The 2,136-nt window shown below is 60.7% G+C and carries 2 protein-coding genes; both read right to left on the bottom strand.

The window, feature by feature from the left end; genetic code table 11:
* Nucleotides 1-68: 68 nt before the first annotated feature.
* Nucleotides 69-827, bottom strand: a complete 759-nt coding sequence (istB, locus tag CVS27_RS20245; protein WP_103467642.1) for an IS21-like element helper ATPase IstB — start codon at nucleotides 825-827, stop codon at nucleotides 69-71.
* Nucleotides 824-1,987, bottom strand: a complete 1,164-nt coding sequence (locus tag CVS27_RS20240; protein WP_243400298.1) for a Mu transposase domain-containing protein — start codon at nucleotides 1,985-1,987, stop codon at nucleotides 824-826. The genes istB and CVS27_RS20240 overlap by 4 nt, the downstream gene beginning before the upstream one ends.
* Nucleotides 1,988-2,136 lie beyond the last annotated feature (149 nt).

Here is a 2,136-nt window from a genome sequence, read left to right as displayed (position 1 = left end):
GCTGTTAACGCCAACCGAAAATAGGGCCAGTGGTGCTATTTGAAAACAGGGCCACTGGTTGTGTTTTTCTATTGTGCCGTAGTGTCGGCGGTTTGGTGTTTTCGTAGTCGGTAGCTGTTGCCTTTGAGGCTGATGACGTCGGCGTGGTGGACGATTCTGTCGATCATGGCTGAGGCGATGGTGAGGTCTCCGAAGACGTCGCCCCAGCGGGCGAAGGGCAGGTTCGAGGTCAGGATCATCGAGGCGTGTTCGTAGCGGCTTGAGACGAGCTGGAAGAACAGATTCGCGGCGTCCTGGTCAAAGGGGATGTAGCCGACTTCGTCGATGATGAGCAGGCTGTAGCGGCGTAGTTTCGCGAGTTCCTGAGGAAGTTTCCCGCGGGAGTGCGCTTCTTGAAGCCGGGCTACCCAACCGGTCGCGGAGTCGAAGAGCACCCGGTGGCCGGCCTTGGCTGCTTTGATGCCGATCCCCACGGCGAGATGGGTTTTACCGGTGCCCGGTGGTCCGAGTAGGACCACGTTCTTGGCTTCGGTGAGGAATACCCCGGTGCCGAGGTGGGCGATGAGGTTCCTGTCTGCTGAGGGCTGGTGGTCGAAGTTGAACTCCTCAATTTCCTTGTGTGCGGGAAACCGTGCGGCCTTGATTCTGCTGGCCCCGCCGGAGGCTTCGCGCTCGGACACTTCACGGGAAAGAACTGCTGCGAGGTATTCCTCGTGTGACCACCCCGTATCCCGGGCTTGCTCGCCCAGGCGGCGGAAGCTCTCACTGATCCTGGGAGCACGCAGAGCCCTGGCGTAGTACTCGATCTGGGATGCGGACTCGCTCATGACACCACCCCAGCAAGGATTGTCGTGTCGTGGGCGAGGTCGATGCCGAAGACCTCGTCGTAGGCCGCCAAATCCCTTACCTGTACGGACTCTGCAGGGTCATGGTGGTGCGCTCGTTGGGTTCTGAAGTCTTGACGCATCACCGCTGCCCGGGCGACATGGGAGGGGTCGGTAATGACGAGATGTTTGGCCCAAACCCTGTCGTGGGAGGCGATGAGAACCCCGTCATGGGTGATCCTTACGGTTTGCAGGTCGGCGCTGACATCCACGATTCTCCCAATGAACGCCGGATCCACGGAGTAGTCATTGGAGAACACGCGCACGTAGTAGTCCCGTGGCAGACGCACCGTATTGCGGAACATGGTCTCCGGAGACACCGGAGGCAGTCGCCGCATTCTGTCGCGATCCAACACGATCAGTTCATCGGGGCGGCCGTGGCGGGAGCGTGAATAGCGGTGGTTAGCGACCGGTAGCCATGCGTTGAGTTGGGTATTGAAGTCATCGGGCGAGTGGAAGTCTCGCCCGGGCATGAAGCGTTGCCTAAAGAAGCGGTTCATCCGCTCCACCATGCCCTTGGATTCCGGGTCCCTCGGTGGCAGGAGCTTCACCTCCAAGCCCAAAGAACCAGCGAACGCGGCCACTGGTTCCGTGGGCCGGCGCCGACCAATCCCGGATTCGTTGTCCCATAACAGCCGAGACGGAACGGCTTGGGCCTCCTGGAGTAGCGCCCACATCCCACCGAGCAGATCAGGGGTCGTGCGTGTTGGCAGCATGCGGGCCTGGATGAAGCCCGAAAACGCCGAGGTCATCACCAACACCGGAGGCGTATCCGCTTGCCCAACACCGACAGGTACCGGCTCGTGCGGGAACCAAAGATCGCACTGCACCTGGAAACCGGGCTCGTGCACCAGCCGATCCACGGGATCAGGCGGCGCGTACTCTGGCCGTATAGCGGCAACCTTGGCACGGAACAGTGATGCCGATCCCGACCAGCCCACCCGCTCGGCCAACGCCGCTGCCGGCATCGAAGGTGTCTTCACCAACAACTCCCGCACCCTCGGCGCAAACGCGTCAAAACTCGAGATCCCGGACGTGCGTTGGTACTTCGGCACACGGTCCGATTCCAAAGCCCGCTCAACAGTTCCGCGGGAAACACCCACGATCCGCCCGATCTCCCGCTTTGAGTGCTTGCCCGTTGAAAACAGGTGGCGTATCTCAGCCCAATCATCCAAATTGATCACCCTCCATGATGGTTGGTGGCCCTGTTTTCAATTGGCAGCCGTGGCCCTATTTTCGGTTGGCGTTAACA

The sequence above is a fragment of the Arthrobacter glacialis genome (assembly GCF_002909445.1).
In the GTDB taxonomy this organism is placed as follows: domain Bacteria; phylum Actinomycetota; class Actinomycetes; order Actinomycetales; family Micrococcaceae; genus Specibacter; species Specibacter glacialis.
The sequence above is the reverse complement of the archived record's forward strand: the minus strand, read 5'-3'. Positions and strand labels throughout refer to the sequence as shown.

Excerpts from the sequence above, each read along its gene's own strand:
- istB (WP_103467642.1), bottom strand. The coding sequence starts at position 827 with ATGAGCGAGTCCGCATCCCAGATCGAGTACTACGCCAGGGCTCTGCGT.